This is a genomic window from Aeromonas veronii bv. veronii (assembly GCF_000820225.1).
Classification (GTDB): domain Bacteria; phylum Pseudomonadota; class Gammaproteobacteria; order Enterobacterales; family Aeromonadaceae; genus Aeromonas; species Aeromonas veronii.
Genome location: NZ_CDDK01000031.1, coordinates 333,992 through 358,924, shown reverse-complemented (window position 1 = coordinate 358,924; position 24,933 = coordinate 333,992). Strand labels below are relative to the sequence as shown.

The following is a 24,933-nucleotide window of genomic DNA, read 5'->3' as shown; positions in this document are numbered from 1 at the left end:
CAATGAAGAAAGCGCTCCTTGGCAGCCTGGTTTCGGCCGCCTTGTTGACCAGCTTCAATCTGAGTGCAGCCACTGCCGGTCAGGCCGTGGACGCTCAAGCCGCCACCGACAACGCATCCAAAGTTTCCCAGCAGAAGATCGACAGCTATGCCGAATCTGCCGAATCCGCATTGGCCCAGTACAAGGCCGCCCTGCGTCAGGTCGACAGTCTGCGCACCTACAACGAGCAGGTGAGCAAGATGGTCGAGTCCCAGAGTGCCGAGCTGGCGTCGATGCAAAAGCAGATCGCCCAGATTGATCAGACCAGCACCGAAGTCGTCCCCCTGATGCTCAAGATGATCGACTCCCTCGAGCAGTTTGTGGCGCTGGATCTGCCGTTCCAGAAGGTCGAGCGGGAGGACCGCGTAGCGGCCCTGACCGACCTGATGAACCGGGCCGATGTCACCATCTCCGAGAAGTACCGCAAGATCCTGGAGGCCTACCAGATCGAGGAGGGCTTCAGCCGCACCATCGAATCCTACAAGGCGAGCCTGGACAAGGATGGCAGCGAGAAGACCTACGAGTTCCTGCGGGTTGGCCGAATCGCGCTGCTTTATCAATCCCCGGATGGCAATGAAACCGGGATGTGGAACAAGAAGACTCGCCAGTGGGAAGAGTTGCCCCAGGAGTATCGCAGTGCGGTTGAACAGGGCCTTCGCATCGCCAAGAAGCAGGCGCCTCCCGCGCTGATCAAGCTGCCGGTTCAAACTGCGGAGAAAGCATCATGAAAGGAATCAAACTTGCTATTGCCTCCCTGATTGCGGGAGCAACCCTGGTCACCCTGCCGGTGACCGCCGCCGAAAAACCGGTGGATCTCAATGCGCTGCTGAACCAGGTCAAGGCCTCCAGCCTGAGCGAATCCCAACTCAACAAGGAGCGGGAAGCCCGCTTCCTGGCTGACAAGAACGAGCAGGGGGCGCTGCTGGCCAAGGCCAAGGCCGAGCTGGCTGCCGAAACCGCCAAGGGCGAGCAGCTCAAGGCGACCTTCGATGCCAACGACAAGCAGCTGACCGAACTGACCGAAACCCTGCGCCAGCGTTCCGGCAACATGGGCGAGATGTTCGGCGTACTGCGTCAGTTTGCCGGTGAGTTCAAGGGGATCTTCAACGCCTCCGCTCGTCGGGTCGAGCATCCGGAGCAATCCGCTCTGTTGACCCGTCTGGCCGAGAGTAAAGAGCTCCCCTCCAGCGACGATCTGGAAGCGTTCTGGACCACCACCCTCGGCCGCATGGTGGACGGTGGCAAGGTGAGCCAGATCCCGGCGACCGTGGTCTACGGCGAGGGCAACCAGGCCGAGAAGACCGTCACTCAGATCGGCGAGTTCAACACTGTCTCCGAAGGCAAGTACCTCACCTTCGTACCGGAGACCGGTAAATTCGAGCAGCTCTCCCGGCAACCGGAGAAGAGCGTGCTGGCTCCCATCGCCGAGTTTGAACAGGGCGGTGACGAGGTCAAGCCCATCTTCATCGACCCGTCTCGCGGCGTGATCCTCTCCCTGCTGGTGCAGTCACCGACCCTCAAGGAGCGTATCGATCAGGGTGGTTCCGTGGGCTATGTGATCCTGGCATTGGGGGTCATCGGTACCCTGCTGGCCATCTTCTGCGGTATCCGCCTGTCGCTGATCGGCTCGTCCATGCGCAAGCAGCTGAAATCCGATCAGATCATCAAGGGCAACCCCATTGGTGACATGCTGGGGGCCTACCAGAACCATCGCGGTGACAACATCGAGGATCTGGAGTCCAAGCTCGACGAGATCATCCTGCGCAACGTGCCCAAGTTCGAGAAGGGCATCAGCCTCATCAAGCTGATCGCATCGGTCGCACCGCTGCTGGGCCTGCTGGGTACCGTGGTGGGGATGATCGCCACCTTCCAGGCCATCACCCTGTTCGGTACCGGCGATCCCAAGCTGATGGCGGGTGGTATCTCCGAGGCGCTGGTGACCACCATGCAGGGTCTGGTCGTCGCGGTGCCCATGCTGTTCCTCTACACCATTGTACAGACCCAGAGCCGTCGTCTGATCCAGGTGCTGGAAGAGCAGAGCGCCGGTTTCGTCGCCCGTTATCAGGAACGTCTGCACGCCTCCAAAGCCGCAGCGTAAGGAGTCACCCATGTGGTTCTGGTTGATTGAAGAAGTCGAGTCGGTCCGCCGGTTTTTGGGATTGGGGGGCGATGTACTGGTCGCCCTGTTCTTCCTGACCCTGATGATGTGGGCCCTGTTGCTGGAGCGCTGGTTCTACTTCATGGCGGTCTACCCCAAGCAGGTGAAGCAGACCAAGGCCACCTGGCTGGCCCGTACCGATCACCTCTCCTGGTCTGCCAAGCAGATCCGGCGCGAGCTGGTCTCACGGGTCGCCATGGCGGTGGACAAGGGGATGCCTGTCATCAAGGTGCTGATCGCTCTCTGCCCGTTGATGGGGCTGCTCGGGACCGTGGTGGGGATGGTGCAGGTGTTTGACACCCTGGCCATAACAGGTACCGGTTCGCCGCGGGCGATGGCATCGGGGATCTCCAAGGCAACGGTACCGACCATGGCGGGCATGATTGCCGCCCTTTCCGGCCTGTTTTTTGTCAACCAGCTCGATCACAAGGCCAAACTGGCGGTGCAAAAGCTGGAAGACAACCTGAAACACGGTTGATGCAGGATGCATACCCCCGGTGAGGCATGGCCTGCCGGGGGCACAGAACAAGCAAGGAGTTTCTGCTATGAGAAAACGTTACAGCGACAGCGGTGCTGACGAGGCGGCTATCGATTTGACCCCCATGCTGGACATAGTGTTCATCATGCTGATCTTCTTCATCGTCACCACCTCCTTCGTCAAGGAGTCCGGTGTCGAGATCAACCGTCCCAGTGCCAGCACGGCCGAGACGGTGAAGAAGGGCAATATCATGGTCGCGGTGCGCGAAAACGGTCAGGTCTGGGTCGACAAGCGGGTGGTCGAGGTCGGTGCGGTGCGCGCCAACATCGAGCGGCTGCGGGCCGAAAACCCGGAGAGCGCCGTGGTGATCCAGGCCGATAACGAATCCCGTTCCGGTCTGGTGGTGCAGGTCATGGATCAGATCCGCATGGCCGGTGTCCAGAACATCTCCATCGCGGCAGACAAGAGCAGCTGATGCCGGAGAGAGACCTATGAGATACCTGATATCGTTGGCGGTCTCCTGTGTGGTGGTGTTCTTTCTGTTTCTGGGAATGAACAAGCTGATCACACCGGATCACCGGGAGCTGGTGGAGAAGGATGACGTCACCATGACCGATTTCATCCGCCTCAAGCCCCAGGAGACCCTGCAAGAGAAACAGCGGGAGCTGCCCAAACCGCCGCCGCCCAAGCGTCCGCCACCTCCTCCCGAGATGGAAGTGGCCAGCACGGTTCGGCCGAAGATGGAGAGCGCGCCGATGGACATGCCCAAGCTTGACATCCCGGTCAACATAGGTGGTGGCAACGCGCTGGGTGCCTACAGCACCGGCGGCGGTGGTGGCGGAGTCGGTGGCAACAACGGCGCCATTCCGCTGGCAACCTTCGAGCCCATGATGCCCCGCAAGGCAGCACTGGCGGGGCTGGCCTCCGGCAAGGTGCTGGTGGAGTTCACCGTCACCGAGCGCGGCACCGTCAGCAACGTGCGGATCGTCAAGGAAGAGCCGCGCAGCTATGACCTCGGCAAAGAGGCGCGCAAAACCATCGCCAAGTGGACGTTCAAACCGGCCATGGTGGATGGCAAGCCGCAGGCGAGCCGTATGCAGCAAGAGATCGAGTTTGCGGTCAACTAAGGAAGGTGGCGATGAACAAGTTACACAAGATGATCCTCGCCCCGGTCGCCATGGCGGTGCTGCTCAGCACCGCCAGTTGGGCCGCCGAGCAGCCGGCCCTGTCGGATCGGGCCTATCGGGCGGTCAACAAGGCGCAGGAGCTGATCACCGAGAAGAAATACGGTGAGGCCAATGCCAAGCTGCAAGATGCGCTCTCCGGCGCGGGCGAGCGGGTCTACGACAAGGGGGTCATATTGCAGACTCTCGGTTTCGTAGCCGCCCAGCAGGAGAAATACGGTCAGGCGACCAAGTACTTTGCCGATGCCATCGCGACAGGCGGCTTGCCGCCACCGGTGGCCCAGCAGGTGCGTTACAACCTGGCCCAGCTCTATATGGCTGAGGGCAATTATCAGGGGTCGATCAAGACCATGAAGGAGTGGTTTGCCAACCAGGGCAAGGATGACAAGCCCAACTCCCATGCCTATATCACGCTGGCCAACGCCCACGTGCAGCTCAAGCAGTACCGTGACGCGATCCCGGCGGTGGATCAGGCGATCAAGCTGTCGGCAGGTAAAGCGCCGGAGTCCTGGTATCTGCTGAAGATGGGGGCTCACTACGAGCTGAAACAGTACAAACCGGCGACCGAGGTGCTGACCTCTCTGGTCAACATGTTCCCGGAGAAGAAGAAGTACTGGACCCAGCTGTCGGCCATGCATATGCAGGCAGGCAACGATGCCAAGGCGCTGGCTGCGCTGGAGTCGGCCTATAACCTCGGCATGTTGACCGAGGCCGCCGAGCTGCAGCGCCTCGCCAACTACCTCGCCTTCACCGGCATTCCTCATCGCGCCGCACGGGTGATGGAGAAGGGGATGAAGGACGGGGTGATTGAGCAGAGCGCCAGCAACTACAAGACCCTGGCCAACTACTGGCATCAGGCCAAGGAGCTGGATCCGGCCATCGACACCCTGGCCAAATCCTACCAGCTGGCCCCGAGCGCCGAATTGCAACTGAAAATGGCGCGCATGATGATCCAGAGCAAGCGCTATCAGGATCTGGTGGCGCTGGCCGCCAAACCGGCAGCCAATGCCAATGGTGAACAGCGTGCGGATCTCAAGTTCCTGACCGGTGTCGCCTATTTTGAGCAACAAAAGCCGAAGGAGGCCCTCAACGCCTTCACCCAGGCGGCTCAGAATGGCAACGTCAGCGGTCGGGCATCTCCGTGGATCAGCTTCCTCAAAGAGCAGAATGGCACCGGAGAGGCAGCCGTCCAGTAATTCCAATGACAACTACCTGTAGTCCCTTTTATGGTTGCCTGGTGGCTCCATTAACCGCTCTTCGGAGCGGTTTTTTTATGGTGGCAGCCAGCACTGGCGGGTGGCCGACGCACGGTTTTATCCCTCTTCATGCCAATACAGAGCCTCCCTCGACATTGGTCTATCTCTCCCGATGTGGCAAACGTTTTATCGAGGGCTGCAACCGTGACACAAGGTGGCGCTGCGCTGTGGTTGACGGGGGCTCGGGTGGCTCGCTGACAGGCCGGCCGTGCCATTCATCTTTCTCTTTGCTGCGACTTGCCAGGTGGGCTTTTGCCCTGTTGATAAGCGTCACATCGAAAACGGCTACTTTTAACAAGAAAAGCAACATATGGAAGTTGAAATTTTGGCCGACTCAGGAAAGAATGCGCGCTCGGTTATTGGCGTCGTGGGGCAGGTTGACCCGCCACCGGCAGACCGAGGATGAGACGGCCCCCGGCCCATTTGGTACAGGAAACCACACAGGAATTTTATGAATCCCCTTCGCACTGCCGCTTCGGCCCTTTTATGCACATTTGCGCTGGTCAGCCAGCAGGCTGCCGCCGTCGAGTACCGTCTGCCTGCGGCCAACAGCCGCCTGATCGGTGAAAACCAGGAATACGTGGTGCCTGCGGACAACCGTCCGCTGGAGCAGATCGCTGCTGACTTCCAGCTGGGTCTGACCAACATCATGGAAGCCAACCCGGGCGTTGATCCCTATCTGCCGAAAGCGGGTAGCACCCTGATCATCCCCCACCAGCTGATCCTGCCCAACGCGCCCCGCGAAGGGATCGTCATCAACGTTGCCGAGATGCGTCTCTACTACTACCCGAAAGGGAAGAACGTGGTGGAAGTACTGCCCATCGGCATCGGTCAGCTGGGGGTAAACACCCCTGAGAACTGGATCACCAAGGTAGAGCGCAAGCGCGCCAACCCGACCTGGACTCCGACCGAGAACATCCGTCGCCGCTATGCCGCCCAGGGCAAGACTCTGCCGGCAGTATGGCCAGCCGGTCCGGATAACCCCATGGGTCTGCACGCCCTCTACATTGGCAACCTCTATGCCATCCACGGCACCAATGCCACCTTCGGTATCGGTCTGCGGGTGAGCAGCGGTTGCGTGCGTCTGCGCGCTGACGACATCAAGTATCTGTTCGACAACGTGCCGGTCGGCACCCGCGTCCAGTTCGTCAACCAGCCGGTCAAGACCACGGTCGAGCCGGATGGCGGTCGCTACATGGAAGTACACGAGCCGCTGTCGCGCACCGAGGAGGAGTTCAACTCCACCGCCTCCGTGCCGCTCCCGATGACACCGGCTATCACCCGCTTCATCGCTCACGCCGAGTCTGACTCCAACGTGGTCAAGCAGGTGCTGGAACAGCGTACCGGTATGCCGACCCGCCTCAATCCCTGATTGAGCAAGTTGGCGGTGCCGCGCGCACTGGCTGAATAAAGAAAACGGCGACCAGATGGTCGCCGTTTTTTTATTGGGGAGTCACCGCTTGCTTACTGCACGCAGACCGGGCAGAAGGCGTAGGTGCCTTGCGGATCGTTGAAGCGGGTGAGCGGGTCGAGACTGCGGTTTACTTCCACCAATGCCTTGCCAAATCCAGCCGGCAGCCAGCTTTGCAACTGGGGGGCCAGCACTTGGGCACTGCTGTCAAACAGCTGGCGCAGGAACTTGTCCTTGGTGGACTCCTCCTGCTCGATGGGGGTCACCTGCCACTCTTTGAGGTTGGCCAGTTCGGCGGCTGCCTTGATGGCGTCATCCAGATTGCCGAACTCGTCCACCAGCCCCAGGGCCTTGGCATCTTCGCCAGTCCAGACACGACCTTCGGCCGCTTTTTCGGCCTCTTCCGGGCTCAGACCACGGCCCTTGCTGACCAGACCGATGAAGCGTTGGTAGGTATCTTCCACGCTCAGCTGGATGGCCTGACCGACGTGATCCGGCAGGGCGCGGGTCGGGCCTACGCCGACGTAATCTGTGGTGCCAACCCCGTCGGTATGCACGCCGAACTGGGCCAACGCCTTGTCGATGGTGGCAAACATGCCGAACACCCCGATGGAACCGGTGAGAGTAGTTGGGGAGGCGAAGATCTTGTCCGCATCGGCGGAGATCCAGTAGCCACCGGAGGCGGCATAGCTGCCCATGGAGACCACTACCGGCTTGCCAGCCTGTTTCAGGGCCAGCAGCTCGGCGCGGATCTGCTCGGCGGCGAAGGCGCTGCCGCCGGGGCTGTCGACCCGCAGGACCACGGCTTTAACCTGGTCATCGCGGCGGGCATCGGCCAGCAGGTCGGAGAGGCTGTCGCCGCCGATGGTACCGGCAGGCTGCACGCCATCCATGATGGCGCCGCTGGCGACCACCAGACCCACCTCATCCTTGCCACTCTGGGGATATTGTTCCGGAATGGCAGCCAGATACTCTTTCAGGCCGACCCCTTTCCAGCCGTGGTCGTCCGCTTCACCCACCTCTTTAATGACCGCCTGGGTCATCTCGTCGCGGGTGGCCAGCTGATCCACCAGCCCGTTGTCGAGGGCGTAGTTGGCGGCATTGCCACCGGCCTTGCGCAGCAGCTCGAGGAAGCGCTCCTTGCCCGGTGCCACGGCATCCGGTTCGATCTCCCGTTGCTCGGCTACGTCAGCCACATAGGATTGCCACAGCTGATCCAGCCAGCGCTGGTTCGCCTCTTTGCTCTCGGGGGACATCTCGTCGCGGGTATAGGGTTCGACGAAGGATTTGTAGGTGCCGACCTTGAACACGTGCGGGGTGATATTGAGCTTCTCCAGCGCCGACTTGAAGTAGGTCTGGTAGACCCCAAGCCCCTCGATCACCACGGCGCCGCTCTGGTTGAGCAGCACGTGATCGGCGTGGGCCGCCAGCAGGTACTGGCCTTGAGTGTAGAAGTCGGCCATGGCGATCACCGGTTTGCCGCTCTCCCGGAAGGAGTCGATGGCACTCGCCACCTCCTGCAGTTTGGTGAAGTTGGCTCCCTGCAGCCCTTGTGGCTTGATCACCAGCGCCTTGATGCGCTCGTCATCCTTGGCACTCTTGATGGCCCACAGCAGGTCGGAGAGAACGATCTCGCTCGGCTGCTCGTCGCTGCTGTCCATCTGGCGCAGCAGTTGTACGGTGGGATCTGTCTGGGAGCGTTGCTCCACCAGCACGCCGTTGAGATTGAGGGTCAGCGCCCCTTCGATGGGCGCCTTGGGGGCCTCTTTCTGGCTGACGCTGAAGACGATGACCAGCACTACGATGAGAAACAGCAGATTGACCAGCATCAGCCGGGTGAAATTGAGCAGGCGCCACAGGCTGCGGAACAACCAACCCAGACCTTTGAAAATAGACATAGTCGCGTTATCGCCCTGTTAATGGGTAGAGAAGAGCCATTATTAACCAGTTGCGGGCGAAATTGCCATTTCCGACTGGCGGATCCCGTCTATCTTCGTTCAGGGCACGGCTGTTCGCTGAAAATTTGTCCAAACATTTGTTTGAAAAAGAATTTTCGATTCTTTACTCTAGTCTCAGTTTGATAACAAAAAATTAACTGGAGGCATCGTGAGCCGCTATCCGACCCTGCTGACCCCGCTCGACCTTGGCTTTACCCAACTGCGCAACCGCGTGTTGATGGGCTCCATGCACACCGGCCTCGAAGAGGAGAAGGGCGGTTTTGACAAGCTGGCTGCCTTTTATGCCGAGCGCGCCCGTGGTGGAGTAGGCCTTATCGTCACCGGCGGCATTGCCCCCAATCTGCGCGGGCGGCTGGTACCTCACGGCTCCCAGCTGAGCTTTCCCTGGCAGGTGAGCAAGCACAAGAAGGTGACCAGCGCCGTGCATCAGGAGGGGGGCAAGATAGCGCTGCAGATCCTCCATGCCGGTCGTTACGCCTATCATCCGTTCAGTCTGGCACCGAGCGCCCTCAAGGCCCCCATCTCCCCGTTCAAACCGCGCGCCATGAGCGAGCGGCAGATCCTCGGCACCATTCGCGACTTCGCGGCTACAGCAGCGTTGGCCAAGGCGGCCGGTTATGACGGCGTCGAGGTGATGGGCTCGGAAGGCTATCTCATCAACCAGTTCATCTGCGAGCGAACCAACAAACGCACCGATGGCTGGGGCGGCAGCAGCGAAAACCGGATGCGCTTTCCGGTGGAGATTGTCCGCGCCATCCGCGAGCGGGTCGGCACCGACTTCATCATTATCTTCCGCCTCTCCATGCTCGATCTGGTGGAGCAGGGCTCGACTCTGGAAGAGGTGATTGCGCTCGGCAAGGCGCTGGAAGCGGTGGGGGTGACCCTGATCAACACCGGCATCGGTTGGCACGAAGCGCGTATTCCAACCATTGCCACCAGCGTGCCGCGCGGCGCCTTCAGCTGGGTGACTGCTGAGCTGAAAAAGCATCTCAAGGTGCCGCTTATCACTACCAACCGTATCAACACCCCCGAGGTGGCCGAGCGGATTCTGGCGGGGGGCGAGGCGGATATGGTCTCCATGGCGCGCCCCTTCCTGGCGGATCCCGAGTTTGTCATCAAGGCGGCCGAGACCCGGGCGGACGAGATCAACACCTGTATCGCCTGCAACCAGGCCTGCCTTGACCATGTGTTCAAGCAGAAGCGTGCCTCCTGTCTGGTCAATCCTCGAGCCTGTTTCGAGACCGAATTGACGTTTGGCCGCGTGCCCCAGCCCAAGAAGCTGGCGGTGGTGGGGGCGGGCCCGGCCGGGCTGGCGTTTGCCTGCTACGCTGCCGAGCGCGGTCATCAGGTGAGCCTGTTCGATCAAGCCTGCGAAATCGGCGGCCAGTTCAACTTCGCCAAGCAGATCCCGGGCAAGGAGGAGTTTCACGAAACCCTGCGCTATTTCGCCAAACGGCTGGAGAAGTGCGGTGTCGAGCTCTATCTGGGCCAGCGCCAGAGTGCCGAGAGCCTGCTCGGCGGCGGTTTTGACGAGGTGATCCTCGCTACCGGTATTCGTCCGCGCACCCCCAACATTCCGGGCATCGAGCATGCCAAGGTGATGAGTTATCTCGATGTATTGCGGGATCACAAACCGGTCGGCCAGAAGGTGGCGGTGATCGGTGCCGGCGGCATCGGCTTCGATGTAGCTGAGTATCTGGTCGAGAAGAAAGTGGAGATGGATGCCGATGGGCACCGTGATCACTGGCTCAAGGAGTGGGGCATCGACAAACAGCTTGGCGAGCGCGGTGGCCTCACGGCTCCTGAAATCGACGCCCCCGAGCGCCAGATCTGGCTGCTCCAGCGCAAGGAGAGCAAGGTGGGTGACGGACTTGGCAAGACCACCGGCTGGATCCACCGTACCGTGCTCAAGAACCGCAAGGTGCAGATGCTCTCCGGGGTCCAATATCTGGGGATCGATGACGAGGGCTTGCATATTCAGGTGGGCGAGAGCAAGCAGTGTCTGCCGGTGGATCAGGTGATAGTCTGCGCCGGGCAGGAGCCCCTTAAAGAGCTGCAGGCCGGGTTGCAGGCGGCAGGCAAGCCGGTGCATATCATCGGCGGAGCCGACGTGGCCGCCGAGCTGGATGCCAAGCGTGCCATCCGGCAAGGGGCCGAGCTGGCTGCGATCATCTAGCCAACAGTGCCCTCGTGCCCTTTATAGTGCGATAAACCCCTGAGCCTCAGGGGTTTTCTTCATTCGGTGCTGTGCTAAGGTAGCGCCATCATTGCCCCAGAGAAGGAATTGCCCATGGATGCCCTCACCCTGTTGCTCAATCGCCACTCCTGTGGCCGTCTCGCCGATCCCGCCCCGAGCGGTGAGGTGCTCGACAATATCCTCAAGGCGGGCCTGCGTGCGCCGGATCACGGCACCCTGACCCCCTGGCAGTTCATTCTGTTTGAAGGGGAGGGGCGTGAGCGGCTGGGCAAGCTGCTGGCCGAGGCGGCCCGTGCCCGTGGCGAAGATGAAGAGAGCATCAAGAAGTGCAGCGAAGCGCCACTGCGGGCGCCCTTGGTCGTCGCCGTGGCAACCCGTTATCAGGATCACCCCAAGGTGCCGAAACTGGAGCAGGAGCTCTCTGCCGGTTGTGCCCTGATGGCGATGCAGATGGCAGCGCAGGCACAGGGCTTCAACGGCATCTGGCGCTCCGGCTGGTTTATCTTCGATGAGCAGATCAACAAGGGACTGGGACTGGCGGCAGAGGATCAGCTGGTGGGTTTCCTCTATCTCGGTACCCCCATGCAGGAAGCACGCAAACTGCGCGAGCTGCCGCTCGATGAGTTTGTCCGCCGTTTCTGACTTTTCGGCCACGTTGCGGTTAAGAGAAGCAAAGCCTCGAGAAATCGGGGCTTTTCTGTTTAACCGTGAATAGTAACCAGAGAAATTGGGGAAAATAAATGGCTCAAAGAGGCTTCGCGCGCCATAGCAGGTAATTATTTAAATAGTGCGATGTACCTCGCAATCCTGTTGTATTTCACTATGTAAAACGTTTGCGCATTCGCTAATATCTCCCTGCCAGTTTAGAAGGGCACTCCTTCTAATTTTTCTGCGATGAGAGTCGCAATTCCGTAGCACCTTTTAACAGCCCAACGTCTTCGTGACATTGGGCTTTATTTTTATGGGGTGTCGGGGTTGCTGTGAGCTGATGGCAGCATCGTCATGCAGCCCGGTTGGCTGCCTTATGCCCTGTTTTTGGCTGGCAGGATCCGGGCCGGGTTGCCGACTACCCGAGTACCGGCCGGTACATCTTTGGTGACTACGGCACCCGCGCCGACGATCGCCTCCCGCCCTATGGTGACGCCGGGCAGCAAGATGGCGCCGCCCCCAATCCAGACCTTGTCTTCAATGGTGACCGGCAGCGCCGTCTCTGTTCCCTGAATTCGTTCGTCGGCCTCCAGCGCATGGGCTGCGGTATAGATCTGCACGTTTGGCCCAATCATCACATGGGCGCCGATGCGGATGGGGGCATTGTCCAGCAGGGTCGCCCCCATATTGATGTAGGAGTCCTTGCCCAGGTGGATGTGGCGGCCATAGGTGCAGTAGAGGGGCGGGCAGATGAAGGCATTCTCTGCCAGTTCGCCAATCAGCTCCGCCAGTAGTGCCCGCTGCTCTGTCTTCTCTTCCGCCTGATTGAAACGGCGATAGCGCCGTGCCGCCTCCCGGCGCAACTGGGCCAGCTCGGGTGCCATGCAGTTGTACGGTTGGCTGCTAATCATCTTCTGGTATTCGCTCATGAAGGTTGCTTTCCTTTATCTGCCAGGGATTTGGATATTGGCGCCAATACGGCAGAAGTAACGTGATCACCCACCCGATATGGGCAGAACCAGGTTGGCAGGTTTGCCTTCGGCAAAGGCCAGCACATTCTCGAACGCCACGCGAAAGTAGAGTTCGTAGCTGTTTTGCTCCACATAGCCGAGATGAGGCGTTGCCAAGACGTTGGGCAGGCGCAGCAGGGGTTCGCTTTCCTGTGTCGCCGGCTCGATGTCAAATACATCGAGCGCGGCCCGTTTTCCAGGATGGGTACTTAGCTCTGCATAGAGGGCGCCCGGCTCGATAAGTTCGGCACGGCTGGTATTGACCAGCAGAGAGTCAACTTTCATGCGGGCCAGATCTGCGCGGGTAACAGCGCCGCGGGTTGCCTCGCTTAGGCGCAGATGCAGCGTGAGGATATCGGCTTGACTGAAGAGAGCCTCCTTGCTGGAGGCGCAGGCATAGCCATCCAGCTCGGCCTGTCTGCGCGAAGCCTCACTGCCCCATATCAGTACCGACATGCCAAATGCCTTGCTATAGCGGGCGATCCGCTGGCCTATCTTGCCGTAACCCCAGATGCCGAGCGTCAGCCCATACAGCGTGCGTCCCAAACCGAGGTCACCAGATTGCTGCCATTGGCCTTGGCTTAACGCCTGGCTGTAAGCAGGTATATGGCGGGAGGCTGCCATGATGAGCGCCCAGCAGAGCTCGGCGGGGGCAATAGGGCTGCCGATCCCTTCTGCCACGGCAACGCCGTACTGCTGGCACAGTACCGGGTCGATATGCTGGCTGACTTTGCCGGTCTGGCTGATGAGTTTAAGGGTGGGAAGCCGCATCAGCAGCTGTTCGTCGATGCGGGTACGCTCGCGGGTCAGCACCAGTGCTTCCATTCCTTCCAGCAGGGCGGCAAGGCGCGTTGTATCGGGTTCGCTCTGGTTGAGGATGGTGACGTCATGACCCGCCAGCAGGGTAAAGCAGGGGAGGTGGCGCACCTGATCCTGATAGTCATCCAGAATGGCAATCCGCATAAGAAATCCTTCTCGGTTGCGTTGGCTCGGACCGCTATCTTACCGGAATAAAAGGTGTCTGTTGTTTTCAAACGAACACAATCAGAAGGGAGGGCGATCAAGCCCATGTTCACGGGCGGTGAAGAGCCCGGCAGGCCAAAACAGTCAGGGCCCCCGAACGGGGGCCCTGATAGTACGAGGTTGGCGTCTATGCTGCCCGCAGTTAGCCGTGCTTGCGGCCAGAGAGGCGGCACCACTCTTCCTTGACGGCGGTCGGGTCCATCTCGAACCACTGGCCATAGATGGTTTCCAGCTCCGGTGCCTGGCTCTCCAGCACGCCGGAGAGGGCCATCAGGCTGCCCGGCTTGCCGTGGCCGGCGATAAGTGGAGCCAGTTCGCGCAGCGGGCCGGCCAGAATGTTGGCGACCACCACGTCCGCTTCGACATCTTGCGGCTGGTCGGCCGGCAGATAGAGCTCAATCTGGTCGGCGACGCCGTTACGCGCGGCGTTGTCGCGGCTGGCCTGAATGGCCTGCGGGTCGATGTCGATGCCGATGACGCGGGCGGCACCCAGTTTCAGGGCGGCGATGCCGAGAATGCCGGAGCCACAGCCAAAGTCGACCACGGTTTTACCGGCCAGATCCAGCCCGTCCAGCCACTGCAGGCAGAGGGCGGTGGTGGGGTGGGTACCGGTACCGAAGGCCAGACCCGGATCCAGCATGACGTTGACTGCATCGGGGTTCGGCACATCGCGCCAGCTCGGGCAGATCCAGAGGCGCTCGCCAAACTGCATGGGGTGGAAGTGATCCATCCACTCGCGCACCCAGTCCTTGTCTTCCAGCTGCTCGACCTTGTAGCCGACGTTTTCGCCGAAGATCTGCTGGAAGAAGGCGATGGTGGGAGCCGGGTCGGTTTCGGCATCGAACAGACCCATCACTTCGGTCTCGCCCCAGAGCGGGGTTTCACCGGGCATGGGTTCGTAGACGGGCACATCCTTGGCATCCATAAAGGTCACAGCCTGGGCTCCACGCCCCAGCAGCATGTTGCTCACCTTGTCTGCGGTCTTGGCAGTGGCGTTGATTCGAATTTGTATCCAGGGCATGGCGTCGACTCTTCATAAATGTGAAACCGCGAGATTCTATCATCATGGGGCAGTGCTGTCGTGGTTTGCCCATGACGTGGAGGGATACGGGGGCTTTTGCCGGATTGGCATGGTTCCTGTATTGCTCTATGCAGGCGAAGACGACCGGTTTTCGCTGAACGCTTTGCTCAAGTTCCGTCATCTTTCACTGCCACCCTCGGGTGGCATTTTTTTATCTGCACTTCTTTGCCTGGTAAACAGTTTGCCAGACAAAAAAGAGCAAGGTCGGCACCTTGCTCAAGGACGGGCTGACGCCGTTTTGGCGCATTCATGCTGCTGTTGGCACGCCAGATGCAAAGACTAATATGTCCTGCATAAGGATATGTGTGTGATTGTTACCCCAATGTTCAGGTATTCAGGCCATTTCTCGCGAAATGGCCTTTTTTTTGGCTGATTGTCGGACGTTGGCCTGCCACAGGCTGTCATGAGTGCCGCTGGTTGTGCCCGTTTGGGGCATCTCCTTGGTGAACTTATCCCATCATGGTGCGTTGGGGGGCTTAGTTGGCAAAGCCGCTCATGTCGATCACCAGCTTGCCTACCATGCGTCCCGCTTCCACCTCGGCATGGGCCTGAGCCAGCGTGACCGGGGTCAGTGACGGGATGGTTCTGGTCAGGGTGGTCTGCAATACCCCTTCATCGACCAGTGCCGCCACCCGGCCGAGCAGGCGGTGCTGCTCGATCATGTCCGGCGTCTGGAACAGGGAGCGGGTGAACATGAACTCCTGGCTGAAGGTGACGCTCTTGCTCTTGAGCAGGGAGAGATCCCACGGCTCGCTCGATTCTGCGATGGTGCAGATATGGCCAAACGGACGGATCAGCCCGGCCATGGTGGCCCAGTGCTCGGCGGTGGCGTTGGTGCAGAAGATGGCATCGACCTGAGTGATGCCAAGGGCGGTCAGCTCCTCCTGCAACTTGTGGTGGTTTACGACCTGGTGGGCGCCCATTTCGAGGCACCACTCGCGGCTCTCGGGGCGGGAGGCGGTCGCAATCACCTCCATACCTGTGAGCTGGCGAGCCAGCTGGATGGCGATGGAGCCCACGCCACCGGCGCCGCCGATGATCAGCAGTTTGCCACGGCTTTCGCGGGTGAGGGCAAAGCGCTCGAACAGGGTTTCCCAAGCGGTGATGGCGGTGAGCGGCAGGGCGGCGGCCTCCACATCGCTCAAGGTGGTGGGGGCGATCGCGGCGATGCGCTCATCCACCAGTTGCAGGGCGCTGTTGCTGCCCGGACGGCTGATATCGCCGGCATACCAGACCCGGTCGCCCGCCTGAAACAGGGTCACTTCGCTGCCGGTGGCGATCACTTCCCCCACCGCATCCCAGCCCAATACCCGGGGCGAGCTTTCAATTTTGGCCTTGGGGGAGCGCACCTTGGTATCCACCGGATTGACGGAGGTGGCGGTGACCCGCACCAGCAGATCCCGCGGACCCGGAACCGGATCGGGCAGGTTGGCGGTGATGAAGCAGTCGGGGTGGTCGCTTGGCAGATAGTGAGTCAGGGCAATGGCTTTCATGGTTTTTCCTTTCAAATCGCTGTGTTCGGGATTGCCACTCACTCTAGTCTGGTTGATTATCAAGATTAAGATGGGTAATCGGTAAAGACTGTTTGAATATATGAACAATGTCGATCTGGAGTTGATGGGACTGTTCGCCACCGTGGTGGAGCAGGGAAGCTTTACCCGGGCCGCCGAGCTGCTTGGTATGCCCAAGTCATCGGTGAGCCAGAAGATCTCGCGGCTCGAATCCCAGCTCGGGGTGCGGCTGTTGCAGCGCACCACCCGCAGGTTGAGCCTGACCCCGCAGGGGGAGCTCTATGTGGAGCACTGTCAGGGGCTGCTGGCACTGGCCCGCAGCGCCAATCTGGCGATGGCACGGCTGCGCTCGGCCCCGGCGGGGCGGGTGCGGATTACTGCACCCGAGGCGACCGGTACTCTATTGCTTGGCCGGATCCTCGCCGAGTTTCGCGCCCTCTATCCCGAGGTGGTGCTGGAACTGACCCTGAGCGATGAACAGCTCGATCTGGTGGGGGAAGGTTATGATTTGGCGCTGCGGGCGGCGCCGCTGAAAGACTCCAGCCTCATCTGTCGGCGTATCGGTGAGGTGGCGCGCCATCTGGTGGCGGCGCCCGCCTATCTGGCGGCCCACGGCATGCCGCAACAGCTGAGCGAGCTGGGTCGTTATGCCTGTCTGGTGCACTCGGCCATGCCGGTGTGGCCATTGCTGGAGGGGGGCTGGCGGCCGCAGGGGGCCTGTGTCAGCAACAGCTTGCTGGCGCTGCGGGAGATGGCACTCCATGACGGGGGGATTGCCCTGTTGCCCCACCATGTCTGTGAAGGGGATTTGGCGGCGGGGCGGCTGCAGAAGGTGTTGCCGGATCAGCCCATTCCGGCCAACCCGTTCTACCTAATCTATCCGAGTCGGGAGCATCTGGCCCCCGCTCTGCGCACCCTGATGGATTTCGTGGCCGAGCGGTTGCCGTTTGCCTGAGTTACCAGCTGCTCTGGCTGGCCGACTCCTGATTGGGTTTGAGGCCGAGGGGGACCGACTGGCGCTCCGCCAGCATGCGGATCTGCCCTTCAATCAGGCTGGCGCTGGGGCCCAGCACCAGCACCAGCTGGTGCTCGTTGAGCTGGATCCAGGAGAGGCAGCCCAGACCCAGCAGGCGGGATTCATCCACTAGTGAAATATCCCGCACCCGCAGGCTGAGGCGGGTGATACAGACACTCATCGCCACCAGATTGTCCATCCCGCCCAGCACCTTGAGGTACTGGATCGCCAGCATCTGCGGGTCTGAGGGGGCAACACTGGCAAGGCGCGGATGTTCCACCGCGATGGGCTTGCTCGGCATGCTGAGGGGGGCGCGCTCCAGCAGTTGATAGAACAGCAGGGTGTAGGCAACGAAGAACAGGATACCGACCGGAATGAGCCAGAAGCTGTGCTCCCCTGCCTGATAGCTCAGCACCAGATCCAGCAGACCGGCGGAGAAGTAACTGCCCACCTTGATCCCCAGCCCGCTACAGACCGCCAGTGACAGTCCGGTCAGCAGGGCGTGGGCGAGAAACAGCCAGGGGGCGGTAAAGGCGAACAGAAACTCGATAGGCTCTGTGATACCCACTAGTGCCGAGGTGAGCGCCAGGGTGAGCAGCAGCCCGCCTTGTGGCAGCCGCCGCATCCGCTGGCGGTGCAGCCAGATGGCAAAACAGGCGCCCGGCAGGCCGAACATGATGATGGGGTAGAGACCGGCCACATACCCTTCATGAAGGGGTTGGGCGGTGGCCAGTGCCTGCAGGTTGCTCTCGCCAAGGCCGATGACGCTGCCCAGCACCTGATGGAGCCCGAGCGGGATCAGCAGTCGGTTGAGAGTGCCGTAGCAGAAGGCGCCAAACGGCGTGGTAAGCAGCTCGGAGGTGAGCAGGGTCAGCCCGCGCTCCAGCGGCGGCCATAGCAGCGAGAGGGGAATGGCGATCAGCAGGCAGGCCAAGGCCGACACCAGCAGGCTGGGAAACTCCCCCTTGGCGATTTGCAGCCAGCGGGGCAGGGTTTGCTGGTGTACCCAGGGGTAGATGATGGCGGTGGTGAGCCCCGCCAGCAGGCCGCAGATCATGTCGGCGTGCAGGTTGGGGGCCAGCGTATTGAAGGCGGTGCTGAGCAGCAGGAAGTTGACCGCCCCCGCCAGCGTTTGTCCGCCCAGCTCCTGCCGACTCAGGCCAAAGGCGATCGCCACCGCATAGATGAGCGGCATCTGGCTGAAGATCGCCTGACCGGTGAGGGAGAGCACCGCCAAATCGAGCACGTCGGGTTGCCCAAGCCGGTAGATCAACGCCGCCATCGGCAGGATGGAGACGGGCAGCAGCAGGGCATAACCGAGCCGCTGCAGGGCTTGAGTAACGACTTGTCGAGTGGCTTTAACGGGCATACAGCGGCTACGTTCTGTGACTTGGCGCACAGTTTAACCGGAAAACACCTATTTGGGGATAGTTTTGGAACCCCTAATTTATATTTTTATTATTTCTGCCCGAAAAGCTCGCGCACTTCCCGCGAGGGCGGTGCCGTTAACAGGCTCACCGTGATAAAGACCATCAGCGCCAGCGTGAGGCTTGGCACGATGGCGTGCAGGCCAGCCAGCTTGATCCCCCACTGACTCAGAACCCCATAGCTGACGATGCCGCTGACCATGCTGGCCAGCGCGCCCGGGCCGTTGGCCCGTGACCAGTAGAGACCGAGCACCAGCGGCCAGAGGAACACCGCCTGCAGGCCGCCAAAGGCGAGCAGGTTGAGCCAGATGATCATCTCGGGGGGCTGCAACGCCGCCAGCAGCACCAGAGTGCCGAGGATCAGGGTGCAGAGCAGGGAGAGGCGGGGGATGCGCACCTCCAGCTTCTCCTGCTTTGGACTCAGATAGTTGAGGTAGAGATCCTTCACCAGAGTGGCGGAAGCCTGGATCAGCTGGGAGTCGATGGTGGACATGATGGCCGCCATCGGCGCCGCCAGAAAGACTCCGGCCAGCCAGGGGGGCAGCACTTCCATCATCAGGGAGGGCATGATCTTGTCCGGGCTGTCCATGCCCGGCAGGATGGCGCGGCCAAGGGCACCCGCCAGATGCATGCCGAACATCAGCAGGGCGCTGACCACGGTGCCGATCAGAATGCCGCGATGGAGCGCCTTGCTGTCGCGATAGCCAAAGCAGCGCAGCGCCGAGTGGGGTAGCCCCACCACCCCGACACAGACCAGGATCCAGAAGCTCAGCATAAAGGGCTGGGTCAACATGTCGCCGGCCCCTTGCGGGCTCACCAGCTTGGGATCGATCTCCCTGAGCTGGTGGATAAGGTTCGGCAGGCCGTCACCGGCAATCAGAATCCCCGCCAGCAGGGCACCGGTGCCGATCAGCATGATGATCCCCTGCAGGGCATCGGTCATCACCACGGCGCGGAAGCCGCCGATGATGGTGTAGAGCAGTACGCAGCTGGCAAACAGCATCAAGCCCTGCTGGTAGGAGAGGCCGGTGGCGGTCTCCAGCAGGCGAGCGCCGCCGATAAACTGCACCACCATGGTCGCGATAAAGGCGAGGATGATAGTAATGGAGCCGAGGATCACCACCGCCTTGCTCTGGTAGCGGGCCCACAGCATGTCGTTGATGGTCACCGCATTGACCCGGCGGGCGATGATGGCGAACTTCTTGCCAAGCACCCCCAGAGTGAGCCAGACGGTGGGCAGCTGGATCATCGCCAGCAACACCCAGCCCAGACCGATCTTGTAGGCCGCGCCCGGTCCGCCGATAAAGGAGGAGGCCGAGGTGTAGGTGGCCACTAGCGTCATCGCCAGCACCAGCCCGCCCATGCTGCGGTTGCCGATGAAGTACTCCTGCACGAAGTTGCCTTGTGCGCGATGGCGGCTGGCCCAGAAACCCACCCCCAGCACCAGTACCAGATAGATGACGAGCGGCAGCATCAACTCAAGATTCATGGGATGACTCCTTGCCGGAAGGGGAGTGGGTATCGAGGGGGATCTCCACAAACAGCCGGTTCACCATCAGAGCGCAGAGCAGAATGAACAGCAGCGGCATCACCATGCAACTGAGCAGGAACCACAGCGGCAGCCCCCACAACTCCAGCTGGAGCGGGATAAAATAGGCGGTGCCATACCAGGCAAAGAAGTAGAACAGGGTCAGCAGCAGGCAGAAAGCTGCTTCCCGGCGGGCGAGAGCAAAACGGTTCACCTTGGCCTCCGACAAATTTGAGGGGCGCAAGGATAACAAAAAAGGGCCATGTCGCCATGGCCCTTTTTCAGCAGAGGCTTCTTGCGAAGCCGCCTCCCGGTTGGATTGCGGATAAGCAGCGGGCTGCTATCCGGCCGGAAGTGATTGTTCTGCCTGCGAGATCTTACAGACCCAACTTCTTGTGCAGATAGTGGATATTGGTGCCACCGTGCTGGAAGTTTTCGTCTTTCATGATCTCTTTTTGCAGCGGCACGTTGGTCTTGATGCCCTCGACCACCAGCTCGTCCAGCGCATGACGCATGCGGGCGATGGCAATGTCACGATTCTCGCCGTAGCAGATCAGCTTGCCGATCATCGAATCGTAGTGGGGCGGTACCTTGTAACCGGCATAGATGTGGGAGTCCCAACGCACGCCCAGACCACCCGGCGCGTGGAAGCGCTGCACCAGACCCGGAGAGGGCATAAAGGTGGCCGGATCTTCGGCGTTGATCCGGCACTCGATGGCATGGCCACGGATGCGGATATCCTGCTGGGTGATCGACAGGGGCTGACCGGCGGCGATGCGCAGCTGCTCCTTGATGAGATCGATGCCGGTGACCATCTCGGTGACCGGATGCTCAACCTGAATACGGGTGTTCATTTCGATGAAATAGAACTCGCCATTCTCGTACAGGAACTCGAAAGTACCCGCACCGCGGTAGCCGATCTCGATACAGGCGCGCACACAGCGCTCGCCGATGAACTTGCGCATTTCGGCGGTGATGCCGGGCGCCGGCGCTTCTTCCACCACTTTCTGGTGGCGACGCTGCATGGAGCAGTCACGCTCGCCCAGATAGAGGGCGTTGCCCTGGCCGTCTGCCAACACCTGAATTTCGATGTGGCGCGGGTTTTCCAGGTACTTCTCCATGTAGACCATGTCGTTCTTGAAGAACTGGCCTGCTTCGGATTTGGTCAGGGCGATGGCGCCCGCCAGTTCCGCTTCATTGCGCACCACGCGCATACCACGACCACCACCGCCACCGGCAGCCTTGATGATCACCGGATAGCCGATGCGCTTGGCAATGGCAGCGTTGTGCTTGGCGTCGTTGTCGACGGGGCCGTCAGAGCCCGGTACGCAAGGTACGCCCGCTTTCTTCATCGCTTCGATGGCGGAGACCTTGTCACCCATCAGGCGAATGGTCTCGGCGCGCGGGCCGATGAAGATGAAGCCGGATTTTTCGACCACTTCGGCGAAATCGGCGTTCTCGGAGAGGAAGCCGTAACCCGGGTGGATGGCCACGGCACCGGTTACCTCAGCGGCGGCGATGATGGCCGGGACGTTGAGGTAGGATTCAGTACTGGCCGGTCTGCCGATACAGATGGATTCGTCGGCCAGCAGCACATGTTTGAGCTCCCGGTCGGCGGTGGAGTGAACGGCCACTGTCTTGATCCCGAGCTCTTTACAGGCGCGCAGGATCCGCAGGGCAATTTCACCGCGGTTGGCGATGACTACTTTGTCCAACATGGGTGGCGATTTCCCTTATTCGATGATGAACAGCGGCTCGTCAAATTCGACGGCCTGACCATTTTCAACCAGGATCGCTTTGATCACACCGGCCTTGTCAGACTCGATTTGGTTCATCATTTTCATGGCTTCGACGATGCACAGGGTGTCGCCGACATTGACTTGCTGACCCACTTCCGCGAACGGCTTGGCATCCGGGCTGGAGGAGCGGTAGAAGGAGCCAACCATCGGGGAGCGCATCAGGTGACCGCTCGGGGCGGCATCGGCGGCCGGTGCGGCGGCAACCGGGGCGGCAGCGGCAGGTGCGGCAACCGGAGCAGCTTGCTGCATCATCATCTGCGGCATGGCGGTGGTCACCTGACCGGAGAAGTTGCGGCTGATGCGAACTGACTCTTCACCTTCGGAGATCTCCAGTTCGGCGATGCCGGACTCTTCAACCAGTTCAATCAGCTTCTTGATTTTGCGGATATCCATTAGCATTCTCTTTCTTCTTTATCTGATCAGTGATTATCAAGCCGCGCGCAGATGGTGCACGGCCGCGGTTAAAGCGAATTGGTAGCCATCGGCCCCCAGACCACAAATGACCCCTTTTGCGACATCAGACAGATAGGAGTGATGACGGAACGGCTCCCTGGCATGGACGTTTGACAGGTGAACCTCGATAAAAGGGATGGCGACACCCAGCAGCGCATCGCGAATGGCGACGCTGGTGTGGGTGAAGGCGGCTGGATTGATGATGATAAAATCCACCTGGCCCATGGCCTGATGGATGCGGCCGACCAACTCATGTTCGGCATTGGATTGCAGATGTTCCAGAGTGACACCGAGTTCGCTGGCGTTAAGCTTCAGATCGGCGACGATCTCATCAAGCGTCTTGCTGCCGTAGATACCCGGTTCCCGTTTGCCCAGCAGATTCAGGTTTGGTCCGTTGAGCAGGAGAATTCGGTGATTTTGCGACATATTGAGTACATCCTCGATGATAATGCTGCTATCTATCAGCTATCTTGTGGACTACCAGAAATCTAGCCATTTTCTGCGCAAATCGGTGTGCCCTGGCACACAGATTTCGCAATTATATTGATTTCGTGAAAATTAGCAGCATTTTACTGGTCTAATCTCTACATCTGGCTATTTATTGCACGTTTCGACCTGAGATACTTCGTCGCTGCCACCTTGCTGTTTGCTGGCGGATAAGAAACGACAAAGCCGGCACAGGGCCGGCTTTGTTGAGCAACAAACGAAGCGGGATCAGGCTGCTTCCGACTTCTCGCGGATGAGTTTGTCTACTACCCCCGGATCCGCCAGGGTGGAGATATCCCCTAGGCTGTCGGTCTCGCCGGTGGCGATCTTGCGCAAGATGCGGCGCATGATCTTGCCGGAACGGGTCTTTGGCAGCCCCTCTGCCCAGTGGATCACGTCCGGCGTGGCGATGGCACCAATCTCCTTGCGGACCCACTCCTTCACTTCTTTGTGCAGCTCGCGGCTCGGCTCTTCCCCGGCGATCAGGGTGACATAGGCATAGATGCCCTGACCCTTGATCTCGTGAGGAACCCCCACCACCGCGGCTTCAGCGATCTTGGGATGGGCCACCAGCGCCGATTCAATTTCGGCGGTACCCATGCGGTGGCCGGAGACGTTCAGTACATCATCCACCCGACCGGTAATCCAGTAGTAGCCGTCCTCGTCGCGACGGGCACCGTCGCCGGTGAAGTAGCGGCCCGGGAAGGTGGAGAAGTAGGTCTGCTCGAACCGCTCGTGATCGCCGAACACGGTGCGCATCTGGCCCGGCCAGGAGTCGGTGATCACCAGGTTACCCTCGGTGGCTCCCTCCAGCGGTTCGCCCATGTTGTCCACCAGCGCAGGTTGCACCCCGAAGAAGGGACGAGTCGCCGAGCCCGGTTTCAGGTCGGTGACGCCGGGCAGCGGCGTAATCAGGATGCCGCCGGTTTCGGTTTGCCACCAGGTATCGACAATGGGGCAGCGCTCGTCACCAATGGTGCGGTAGTACCACTCCCAGGCTTCCGGGTTGATGGGTTCACCCACCGAGCCCATGATGCGCAGGCTCTGGCGTGACGTGCCGGTGACCGCTTCGTTGCCTTTGGCCATCAGGGCGCGGATGGCAGTGGGGGCGGTATAGAGGATGGTGACCTGGTGCTTGTCCACCACCTGACTCATGCGGTTGGTGGCCGGGTAGTTGGGCACCCCTTCGAACATGATGGTGGTGGCACCGTTGGCGAGCGGCCCGTAGACCAGATAGGAGTGGCCTGTGACCCAGCCCACATCGGCGGTACACCAGTAGATATCCTCTTCGTGGTAGTCGAACACATATTTGAAGGTGAGGGTGGCATAAACCAGATAGCCGCCAGTGGTGTGCAGCACCCCCTTGGGTTTGCCGGTGGAGCCGGAGGTATAGAGGATAAAGAGCGGATCTTCGGCGTTCATCGCCTCGGGCGGGCAGTCGCTGCTGACGGCGGCGGTCGCTTCATGCCACCAGATGTCGCGGTGGTTGTGCCAGGCGACATTGCCGCCGGTGCGCTTGAGCACGATCACCTTGTTGACCTGGGTTTCCGGGTTGGTGAGCGCTTCATCCACATTCTTCTTGAGCGGCACCGGACGGCCGCCACGCAGCCCCTCGTCGGCGGTGATCACGATGCGCGAGCCCGAGTCGATGATGCGACCAGCCAGCGCTTCTGGCGAGAAGCCGCCGAATACGATGCTGTGTACCGCGCCGATGCGGGTACAGGCCAGCATGGCGATGGCGGCTTCGGGCACCATGGGCATGTAGAGGCAGACCACGTCGCCGCGGTGAACCCCTTGTGCTTTCAAGACGTTGGCAAACTTGCACACTTCGCTGTGCAGTTCGCGGTAGGTGAGTTTGCGATCTTCGGTGGGGTTGTCCCCTTCCCAGATGATGGCGACCTTGTCACCCCGTTCGGCGAGATGGCGATCGAGACAGTTGGCCGAGACGTTGAGCTTGCCATCTTCAAACCATTTGATGGAGACATGGCCCGGATCGTAGGAGGTATTCTTGACCTTGGTATAGGGTTTCATCCAGTCGAGAATTTTTCCCTGCTCTCCCCAGAAGGTATCGGGATCCTCGACGGAGGCCTGATACATGGCGGCGTAGTCGCCCTTGTCGAGCAGTGCATTGCTGCTGATGTGGGGTTTGACCGGGTAGACCTTGCTCTCGCTCATCTGTCACTCCTTTGAATAGATCTTTTAATGGTTTCTTAACAACTTATACCTTTGGTTGCGGGGGGCAATTAGACTTTTGGATAGGCGGCAACAGTT

22 protein-coding genes are annotated in these 24,933 nt (G+C 60.5%); 10 read left to right on the top strand and 12 right to left on the bottom strand.

The features are described 5' to 3' along the window. Window positions 1-2 precede the first annotated feature (2 nt). The 7 genes from BN1139_RS14290 to BN1139_RS14260 all read left to right on the top strand — a co-directional run bounded on the left by BN1139_RS14290 (window position 3) and on the right by BN1139_RS14260 (window position 6,487). Entirely contained in the window at window positions 3-767 is a 765-nt protein-coding gene (locus BN1139_RS14290) for a DUF3450 domain-containing protein (RefSeq protein WP_005343435.1), read from the top strand. Continuing rightward, window positions 764-2,137: a MotA/TolQ/ExbB proton channel family protein gene (locus BN1139_RS14285; RefSeq protein WP_013724077.1), complete on the top strand. Its 1,374-nt coding sequence runs from the start codon at window positions 764-766 to the stop codon at window positions 2,135-2,137. The genes BN1139_RS14290 and BN1139_RS14285 overlap by 4 nt, the downstream gene beginning before the upstream one ends. A 10-nt stretch (window positions 2,138-2,147) precedes the next feature. Continuing rightward, window positions 2,148-2,675 (top strand): MotA/TolQ/ExbB proton channel family protein, encoded by a 528-nt coding sequence (locus BN1139_RS14280; RefSeq protein ID WP_005338936.1) that lies wholly within the window; start codon window positions 2,148-2,150, stop codon window positions 2,673-2,675. A 67-nt stretch (window positions 2,676-2,742) separates the two neighbouring features. Further along, window positions 2,743-3,150, top strand: coding sequence for an ExbD/TolR family protein (locus tag BN1139_RS14275; RefSeq protein WP_005338933.1), 408 nt, complete (start codon window positions 2,743-2,745; stop codon window positions 3,148-3,150). 16 nt (window positions 3,151-3,166) lie between these two features. Beyond that, window positions 3,167-3,802: an energy transducer TonB gene (locus BN1139_RS14270; protein ID WP_005349451.1), complete on the top strand. Its 636-nt coding sequence runs from the start codon at window positions 3,167-3,169 to the stop codon at window positions 3,800-3,802. A gap of 11 nt (window positions 3,803-3,813) precedes the next feature. Next, window positions 3,814-5,055, top strand: coding sequence for a tetratricopeptide repeat protein (locus tag BN1139_RS14265; protein ID WP_005349455.1), 1,242 nt, complete (start codon window positions 3,814-3,816; stop codon window positions 5,053-5,055). A 511-nt stretch (window positions 5,056-5,566) separates the two neighbouring features. Beyond that, on the top strand, window positions 5,567-6,487 hold the full coding sequence (locus BN1139_RS14260) for a L,D-transpeptidase family protein (protein WP_005338927.1): 921 nt from the start codon (window positions 5,567-5,569) through the stop codon (window positions 6,485-6,487). A gap of 92 nt (window positions 6,488-6,579) precedes the next feature. Here BN1139_RS14260 and sppA read toward each other — a convergent pair whose 3' ends face one another. Beyond that, complete coding sequence (gene sppA, locus BN1139_RS14255) at window positions 6,580-8,424, bottom strand: signal peptide peptidase SppA (RefSeq protein ID WP_005349459.1); 1,845 nt, start codon at window positions 8,422-8,424, stop codon at window positions 6,580-6,582. Window positions 8,425-8,632: 208 nt separating this feature from the next. Between sppA and BN1139_RS14250 the strand changes: the two genes are divergently transcribed. Together BN1139_RS14250 and BN1139_RS14245 are read left to right on the top strand one after the other, a co-directional pair. Then, window positions 8,633-10,660, top strand: coding sequence for an NADPH-dependent 2,4-dienoyl-CoA reductase (locus BN1139_RS14250; RefSeq protein ID WP_005349460.1), 2,028 nt, complete (start codon window positions 8,633-8,635; stop codon window positions 10,658-10,660). 114 nt (window positions 10,661-10,774) lie between these two features. Beyond that, window positions 10,775-11,323, top strand: a complete 549-nt coding sequence (locus tag BN1139_RS14245; protein WP_005349463.1) for an NAD(P)H nitroreductase — start codon at window positions 10,775-10,777, stop codon at window positions 11,321-11,323. A 380-nt stretch (window positions 11,324-11,703) separates the two neighbouring features. Here the strand turns inward: BN1139_RS14245 and BN1139_RS14240 are convergent, their stop codons facing one another. The 4 genes from BN1139_RS14240 to BN1139_RS14225 form a co-directional block, all read right to left on the bottom strand. Beyond that, a complete protein-coding gene (locus tag BN1139_RS14240; protein WP_005349467.1) occupies window positions 11,704-12,258 on the bottom strand; it encodes a sugar O-acetyltransferase in 555 nt (184 codons plus the stop codon). 66 nt (window positions 12,259-12,324) lie between these two features. Then, window positions 12,325-13,302, bottom strand: a complete 978-nt coding sequence (locus tag BN1139_RS14235) for a D-2-hydroxyacid dehydrogenase family protein (RefSeq protein ID WP_005349475.1) — start codon at window positions 13,300-13,302, stop codon at window positions 12,325-12,327. Between the two features lie 202 nt (window positions 13,303-13,504). Then, a complete protein-coding gene (prmA, locus tag BN1139_RS14230) occupies window positions 13,505-14,383 on the bottom strand; it encodes a 50S ribosomal protein L11 methyltransferase (RefSeq protein ID WP_005349476.1) in 879 nt (292 codons plus the stop codon). A gap of 536 nt (window positions 14,384-14,919) precedes the next feature. Beyond that, window positions 14,920-15,936: a zinc-binding alcohol dehydrogenase family protein gene (locus tag BN1139_RS14225; protein ID WP_005349477.1), complete on the bottom strand. Its 1,017-nt coding sequence runs from the start codon at window positions 15,934-15,936 to the stop codon at window positions 14,920-14,922. 100 nt (window positions 15,937-16,036) lie between these two features. Between BN1139_RS14225 and BN1139_RS14220 the strand changes: the two genes are divergently transcribed. After that, entirely contained in the window at window positions 16,037-16,909 is an 873-nt protein-coding gene (locus BN1139_RS14220) for a LysR family transcriptional regulator (protein ID WP_005349478.1), read from the top strand. Window position 16,910: 1 nt separating this feature from the next. On the opposite strand, the gene BN1139_RS14215 is transcribed toward BN1139_RS14220, so the two are convergent. The 7 genes from BN1139_RS14215 to acs form a co-directional block, all read right to left on the bottom strand. Beyond that, window positions 16,911-18,338, bottom strand: a complete 1,428-nt coding sequence (locus BN1139_RS14215; protein WP_005349480.1) for a PTS transporter subunit EIIC — start codon at window positions 18,336-18,338, stop codon at window positions 16,911-16,913. A gap of 89 nt (window positions 18,339-18,427) precedes the next feature. Further along, window positions 18,428-19,885, bottom strand: a complete 1,458-nt coding sequence (gene panF, locus BN1139_RS14210) for a sodium/pantothenate symporter (protein ID WP_005349481.1) — start codon at window positions 19,883-19,885, stop codon at window positions 18,428-18,430. Further along, entirely contained in the window at window positions 19,875-20,138 is a 264-nt protein-coding gene (locus BN1139_RS14205; protein ID WP_005349483.1) for a YhdT family protein, read from the bottom strand. Before BN1139_RS14205 ends, panF begins: the two co-directional genes overlap by 11 nt. 163 nt (window positions 20,139-20,301) lie before the next feature. After that, the gene (gene accC, locus BN1139_RS14200; RefSeq protein ID WP_005338910.1) at window positions 20,302-21,642 is read right to left on the bottom strand and encodes an acetyl-CoA carboxylase biotin carboxylase subunit; all 1,341 of its coding nucleotides are present in this window, start codon (window positions 21,640-21,642) and stop codon (window positions 20,302-20,304) included. A gap of 15 nt (window positions 21,643-21,657) precedes the next feature. After that, window positions 21,658-22,116: an acetyl-CoA carboxylase biotin carboxyl carrier protein gene (gene accB / locus BN1139_RS14195; RefSeq protein WP_005338908.1), complete on the bottom strand. Its 459-nt coding sequence runs from the start codon at window positions 22,114-22,116 to the stop codon at window positions 21,658-21,660. 36 nt (window positions 22,117-22,152) lie between these two features. Continuing rightward, entirely contained in the window at window positions 22,153-22,602 is a 450-nt protein-coding gene (gene aroQ / locus BN1139_RS14190; RefSeq protein WP_005338907.1) for a type II 3-dehydroquinate dehydratase, read from the bottom strand. Window positions 22,603-22,890: 288 nt separating this feature from the next. Further along, the gene (acs, locus tag BN1139_RS14185) at window positions 22,891-24,837 is read right to left on the bottom strand and encodes an acetate--CoA ligase (RefSeq protein ID WP_013724076.1); all 1,947 of its coding nucleotides are present in this window, start codon (window positions 24,835-24,837) and stop codon (window positions 22,891-22,893) included. Between the last annotated feature and the right edge of the window lie 96 nt (window positions 24,838-24,933).